The organism is Nocardioides sp., assembly GCF_036274455.1.
GTDB lineage: Bacteria > Actinomycetota > Actinomycetes > Propionibacteriales > Nocardioidaceae > Nocardioides.
Window position 1 is genome coordinate 1 of sequence record NZ_DASUFR010000179.1, and the last position, 6,232, is coordinate 6,232.

General features: G+C 71.6%; 6 protein-coding genes and 1 pseudogene. 3 read left to right on the forward strand and 4 right to left on the reverse strand.

Annotated features, from left to right (window positions below):
- Together VFV89_RS17890 and VFV89_RS17895 are read left to right on the forward strand one after the other, a co-directional pair.
- Nucleotides 1-812: pseudogene (locus VFV89_RS17890) on the forward strand (hypothetical protein); the annotation flags it as partial.
- Nucleotides 813-816: 4 nt separating this feature from the next.
- A complete protein-coding gene (locus VFV89_RS17895; protein WP_329707321.1) occupies nt 817-1,287 on the forward strand; it encodes an NUDIX domain-containing protein in 471 nt (156 codons plus the stop codon).
- Here the strand turns inward: VFV89_RS17895 and VFV89_RS17900 are convergent.
- The 3 genes from VFV89_RS17900 to VFV89_RS17910 all read right to left on the reverse strand — a co-directional run bounded on the left by VFV89_RS17900 (nt 1,284) and on the right by VFV89_RS17910 (nt 4,071).
- On the reverse strand, nt 1,284-2,396 hold the full coding sequence (locus tag VFV89_RS17900) for a tetratricopeptide repeat protein (protein ID WP_329707322.1): 1,113 nt from the start codon (nt 2,394-2,396) through the stop codon (nt 1,284-1,286). The two genes, VFV89_RS17895 and VFV89_RS17900, sit on opposite strands and share 4 nt — an antisense overlap.
- Nucleotides 2,300-3,526, reverse strand: coding sequence for an ATP-binding protein (locus tag VFV89_RS17905; protein ID WP_329707323.1), 1,227 nt, complete (start codon nt 3,524-3,526; stop codon nt 2,300-2,302). The genes VFV89_RS17900 and VFV89_RS17905 overlap by 97 nt, the downstream gene beginning before the upstream one ends.
- A 65-nt stretch (nt 3,527-3,591) precedes the next feature.
- Nucleotides 3,592-4,071 (reverse strand): GNAT family N-acetyltransferase, encoded by a 480-nt coding sequence (locus tag VFV89_RS17910; RefSeq protein WP_329707324.1) that lies wholly within the window; start codon nt 4,069-4,071, stop codon nt 3,592-3,594.
- A 39-nt stretch (nt 4,072-4,110) separates the two neighbouring features.
- Between VFV89_RS17910 and VFV89_RS17915 the strand changes: the two genes are divergently transcribed.
- Complete coding sequence (locus VFV89_RS17915; RefSeq protein WP_329707325.1) at nt 4,111-5,196, forward strand: PP2C family protein-serine/threonine phosphatase; 1,086 nt, start codon at nt 4,111-4,113, stop codon at nt 5,194-5,196.
- Here the strand turns inward: VFV89_RS17915 and VFV89_RS17920 are convergent.
- The gene (locus tag VFV89_RS17920) at nt 5,184-6,092 is read right to left on the reverse strand and encodes an ABC transporter ATP-binding protein (protein WP_329707326.1); all 909 of its coding nucleotides are present in this window, start codon (nt 6,090-6,092) and stop codon (nt 5,184-5,186) included. The two genes, VFV89_RS17915 and VFV89_RS17920, sit on opposite strands and share 13 nt — an antisense overlap.
- Nucleotides 6,093-6,232 lie beyond the last annotated feature (140 nt).

Below are 6,232 nucleotides of genomic sequence, written 5' to 3' on the forward strand. Positions count from 1 at the left end.
TGGCCCGGGTCGCGGAGATCATCGCACCGCTGCACCCCGACGCTGGTGCGGATGAGCTGCGGTCGATCGGGTTCGGCTGGCTGGCCCGCCCCGCCGAGCTCCTCGCGCTGCTGCTGGAGCACCGCGACCCCCAAGAACAGATCCCCGGGCAGGTCGAGGTGGGACCCGATGAGTCGCGGGCGACCGCGTTCCCGGCCGACCTGCTCGACGCGCTCCGTGCCGCGGACCTGTCGCGGTTGGCGCCCACGGCGGTGCTCTACGTGCACTTGCACGAAGCCGCCGTCCACGGGACCGAGGCGGTGGCCCGGGTCGAGGGGCTCGGCCCGGCCACCCTGGCTTCGTTGCAGACGCTGCTGGCGCGCACGTCCCTGACTGTCAGGCCGGTGCTGGACCTCTCCGACCGGGTCCGGACCACCGCCTATGAGCACCCCGAGTCCTTGAAGGAGCGGGTCCACCTGGTCACCGGTGGTGACTACTGGCCCTACGCCACCTCGACCAGCCGGCGGGTCGACTACGACCACCCCACCCCCTATGACGAGAACGGGCCACCGGGCCAGACCGGCACCCACAACTCCGGCCCGCTGCGCCGCCAACACCACCGGTGGAAGACCCACGCCGGCTACCGCGCCCGACAATGCGGCGCCGGCCGGTATGTCTGGCTGACCCCACACGGGCTCGGCTTCCTCGTCGACCACCGAGGCACCCGACGGATCAGCCGCGAGCACGCCCGGATGATCCTCGAGGCCCCACCCGGGGTCGACATCTACCCCGGCGTACTCATCGAGCTCGCCGAGACTGGGTGCCTAGAGTGACGCGGTGCCGACCCCCGAGTTCGTCCTGACCCTGCGCGCGAAGATCGGCAACGACCTGCTGTGGATGCCCGGGGTCACCGCGGTCATCCGGCGTGGCGACGAGCTGCTGTTCGTCAAGCGGAGCGACAACGGCGCCTGGACGCCGGTGACCGGCATCGTGGATCCGGGCGAGGAGCCCGCGGTGACCGCGATCCGCGAGGCGATGGAGGAGACCGGCGTCGTGATCCGGGTCGACCGCCTGGCCTCGACCGGTGCCGGCCGGGAGAAGACCTACGAGAACGGCGACCGGGCCGTCTACCTCGACCTCACCTTCGCCTGCACCTGGGTGTCGGGGGAGGCCTACGTCGCCGACGACGAGTCCACCGACGTGCGCTGGTGGCCGCTCGACGACCTGCCCGCGATGTCGGCCGAGATACGGGAGCGGGTCGAGGCGGCGCTGTCCGACGAGGTCGCCGCGAGGTTCCGCACCAGCTAATGGTGGTCACGCGAGGCGAAAACCATCTCGACCAGTCCCGCGGCCATGACGACGACGCCCGCGACCACGAGCACCATGGGCCCGGCCGCGCCGGCCGGCGCGAGCTCGATCCAGGCACAGCCGCCGAGCGACACCGCCAGCCCCGCCCCGGTCACAGCGAAGGGCCGGAGCTTCCCCGCGAGGTTGGGTAGCACCAGCGGCAGCCAAGCTCGACGTACGGTGCGCGGCAGCCTGAACCATGTCCAGCCTGCAGCCGCGAGACCGAGTGCCAAGGCCCCCGCGACGGCGGGCCCGGCCTCGGGCGTGTCCGTCCGGCCGATCCCCTGCACGGTGAACACGGTGATGATCAGGATGATCCAGAGCCTGCGATTCAGGGTCCGAGACAGGTTCTCGCGGGCGATGTCGTGGCTGGGGTCGACCGCGAGTGACGCGGCGAACTTGTCGATCGCCTCCATCGGCGAGGACTTGCTCTTCAAAGCGCCGAGGTTCTGGATCGCGAGGGCGTTGGCCGGGTCGAGCCGCAGGCACTCCTCATAGGCTCGCCGTGCAGCATCGGGCTGCACGCGATGGAGTACGTATCCGAGGTTCAGATGGGACGCCGGGTCGGTGGGCGAGAGTTCGACCGCGCGCCGGGCGGCCCACTCCGCCTCTCGCGGATGGCCTGCATCGCTGAGTGCCACGGCGTAGCTGCTGGCTGCAGAGGCGTCGCCCGGCGCGAGGCGCAGGGCTTCGTACGCCGCTTCAGCAGCCTCCTGGAACGCCCTCGCACCACGAAGGGTCCGTGACAGGAGCACATGGGCTCTGTGGTCGTCCGGGGCCGCTGCAACCGCTCGTCGAGACCAGGCCACGGCCTCCGCCCGGTTGCCGGCGACGTCGTGTGCCAGCGCGAGCAGCCGCACCGCCTCCGCGTCGTCGGGGTTGCGGGCGAGCAGCCGCGTGGCCTCGGCCACGGCCTCGGTCCCGCGCCGGATCGAGAGCAGGTGCTCGACCCGTGCCTGCTCCCCGTAGGTCGTCACAGTCGACGGTGCTTCCTCAGGTAGCGGAGCAGGTCGTCGTAGGTGCCGTCCTCGTTGGCGAACATCGCGACGTTGCGAGCAGTCTCGAACCACGGGCCGACCGACGGACGCACCTCCTTCAGGGCCGCCTCGACATCGGCCTGGCCGATCATCCTCGGCACACCGGTCTCCACCGCGTCCATCAGCGCAAGCTCGGCCGCGCTGTCGCACAGGTGCGCGATGTCGGCGCCGGTGAAGCCGTCGGTAAGCTTCGCGAGCCTCCGGACGTCGATGCCCGAGACAGGGCGGTCCCTGAGGCACATCTGCCAGATCGTGGCCCGGGCCTCGAGGTCTGGTGGGAGCACCAGGATCGTCCGGTCGAACCGGCCCGGCCGGCGCAGCGCCGCATCGACGTCCCACGGATGGTTGGTGGCCGCGAGGACGAACACTCCGTCGTTGGAGTCGGAAACGCTGTCCAGCTCGAGGAGCAGCTGGTTGACGGTGTTGCGCATCACGTCGGAGCTCATCCGGCTTCGCTTGTGGCCGATGGCATCGACCTCGTCGAGGAACAGGACGCTCGGTGCGTTGGCCCGGGCCGTCTCGAACAGCTCGTGCACGTTGCGCTCGCTGTTGCCGACCCACATGTCGAGGATGTCGGCCAACGACACCGCCATGAACCTTGCCTGCAGCTCGCCGGCCAAGGCTCGCGCGATGTAGGTCTTCCCGCAGCCGGGCGGGCCGTAGAGGAGCAGCCCGCCGCGCAGGCTCTTGCGGTACATCGTGCGGAGCCGCTCGTTGCGCATCGGGGCGAGGAATGCGGCGTTGAGACGCTTCTTGACTCCCTCCATGCCGCCGACGTCGGCCAAGGTGATCCCGGCCGACTCGACGTCGTGGGCCCCGACCTCGGACCGCTCGGGAGATGAGCCGGCGAACATCGGCGGGAGGAGACCACCCAGCTCGTCCTCGGCAGCCCGCCAGTCGAAGCCGGATCCCGGCTGGTCGCTGGGCATCGCAGGTGCCGGCGGGGTGGACGCCGACTCCGTCTCGTCGAGCGCCTGGAGCATGAGGGCCCGGCCGGCGGCGGACCGGGGGTCGAGGTGGAGCAGGTGCGCTGCGTGGGGTACGACATCGGATCGTCGGCCTGCGAGAAGCAGCAGCTCGGCCAGGTGGGCGCGAAGTGCGACGTCGTCCGGGCTCGCCGCGACTGCCTCCTCGAGGCTGCCGATGAGGTCGTCGCTCGTCACGCCGTCAGCGTAGGTGGCACGAGCGGGGCGGCCAGGCGATACCGCGAAAGTGCTGGACGAAAGTGCTAGAGACGGGCCCGCAGGGTCACCGTGTGCGAGCCGAACCCGTGCTTCTCGTAGAGCCGGATGGCGGCGGGGTTGGCGGCGAACGCGGTGACGGCGGCGTGGCGCGCGCCGCGCTCGCGGGCCCACCCGAGGAAGGCCTCGACCAGGAGCCCGCCGACGCCGGCACCACGGTGCTCGGGCAGCACCCACAGGCTGGTGAGCTGTGCCACCCGCTGCCGGCCGAACGGCGTCAGCTCCGGATAGGAGCCCATCAGCCCGCCGGCCAGCGCACCGTCGACCTCGGCGAGGAGGCCGACCCGGTCGGCGTCGGCGGGCAGCGCCTCGAACGACGCCCGACCGTGGTCTCGCGGCCAGTCGGTGTTCATCACCTCCGGGTCGTGGGTGCCGGCGTCCTCCTGCCACAGCCCGGTCGAGACCGTGAGCAGGGCGTCGACGTCTCCGGGCCCGGCCCGACGGATCTCCACAGGCGAGTCAGCCACGGCGGGGAGTCTAGGCAGAACACGACCTACTCTTGGCCAATGCCGGTCCGGGTCGCGCCCTTCGTCCGCGCACGCGTGGACGCGTGGCGCAGCGGCTCCGTGCGGGCGCAGTGGACAGCGGCCGCGGTGATCTGCCTGCTTATCGCCGCCTCGTTCGTCGTGTCGTTGATCCACCGCGGCTGGATGCCCCTGCCGGCCTACTTCCTCTGGCTGCTCGTCGCGCGGATCCTGCTCAGCTTCCGCCCGCTGCTGGTCGTCGCGTCCCTCGACGCGGTGGCCGGATCGCTCTCGATCGCGCTCCAGGAGGACATGTCCGCGATCCACGTGGTGAGCATCGTCGAGTTCCTCCTGGCGGTCGTGATCGTCGTCTACATCGCCCACCGCGCGCACAGCGACCTGCCGTCCACGCTGAGCGAGGAGCTCCTCGGCGAGCTCCGGGGACGGCTGCAGGCGCAGGGCCGGATCCCCGAGCTGCCCGACGGGTGGCAGGCGCAGAGCGCGATGCTGGCTGCGAACGGCGTCAACTACGCCGGCGACTTCCTGGTCGCCGACCTGAGCCAGGACCGGCGGAGCCTGGAGCTGATCCTGGTCGACGTCTGCGGCAAGGGGACCGCCGCCGGCCCGGCGGCGCTGCAGTTCGCCGGCGCGCTCGGCGGGCTGATCCGGGCGCTGCCGCCCAAGCAACTGTTCCGTGCCGCCAACGACTTCCTGCTGCGGCAACAGGACGACGAGGCGTTCGCCACCGCGGTCCACCTCCAGCTCGACCTGGTCGAGGGGACCTACCAGATCACCAGCGCCGGCCACCCGCCCGCGCTCCGCTGGGACGTGCCGTCCGGCGAGTGGGTCATCGACAACGCGCGCGGGACGGCGCTGGGCGTGCTGCCTCGGCCCGAGCTGCACTCCAGCCAGGGCAAGCTGCTGGACGGCGAGGCGCTGCTGTTCTACACCGACGGGGTGGTCGAGGCGCGTGGCAGCTCGATCGACGCCGGGATCGCCTGGCTCCAGCGCACCGCCCAGGAGGCGATCGGGTCCGGCTTCGCCGGTGCGGCCGCACGGATCATCGCCCAGGTCGACCGGGGCGACGACGACCGCGCAGCGCTGATCCTGAGCCGTCAGCGCAGGTAGAGCTCGCGGATCACGTCCTCGATGTCGGGTTCCTGCACCGACAGGTCCGCGACGTCGTACGCCGCCACGACCGCGGCCACGATGGGGGCGGCCGAGGCGTCGGCCGGGAACGACAGCCACTGGCGCGGCCCCTCGACGCGCTGGCAGGTGGCGCCCGCGACGGTGATCGGCGGGGCCTCGTCGACCAGGTCGACCACCAGCGTCCGGGTCGAGCCGCCCTGCCGGTGCAGCCCGGCCGGCGGGCCGTCGTAGACGGCGGTGCCGTGGTCGATGACGACCACCCGGCGGCACAGTGCCTCGATGTCCTGCAGATCGTGGGTCGTGAGCAGCAACGTGGTGCCGCGCTCGGCGTTGAGCGCGCGGAGGAACTCGCGCAGCCGGCCCTTGCTCACCACGTCGAGGCCGATGGTCGGCTCGTCGAGGTAGAGGATCTCGGGCTCGTGCAGGAGCGCCGCGACGATGTCCCCGCGCATCCGCTGGCCGAGGCTGAGCTGGCGGACCGGTGTGTGCAGCAGGTCGCCCAGGCCGAGCAGCTCGACGAACTCCGCGAGGTTGGCCCGGTGCCGCTCCGGGTCGGTCCGGTAGACCTTCTGGAGGAGCTCGAAGGAGTCCTGGAGCGGGAGGTCCCACCAGAGCGTGGTGCGCTGGCCGAAGACCACCCCGATCCGGCGGGCCAGCTGCGCGCGCTTGCGGCTGGGGTCGACCCCGGCCACCCGGATCGACCCCGACGTCGGAACCAGGATCCCGGTGAGCATCTTGATCGTCGTCGACTTGCCGGCGCCGTTCGCGCCGATGTAGCCGACGGCCTCACCCGGCTCGACGGCAATCGACAGGTGATCGACGGCACGGGTCCGCTTGAAGTCGCGCACGAGGTCTCGGGTCTCGATGATGCTCATCCACCGGCTCCTTGGTAGTGACGGGTCCCGGCGCGCCAGCACAGGCCGGCGAGCGCCCAGGCGAGGGCCGCGGCGACCGGTGTGCACCACGCGAGCCACGGTGGCGCGAGGTGATCGCCGGGCAGGTCGAGGATCGCGAC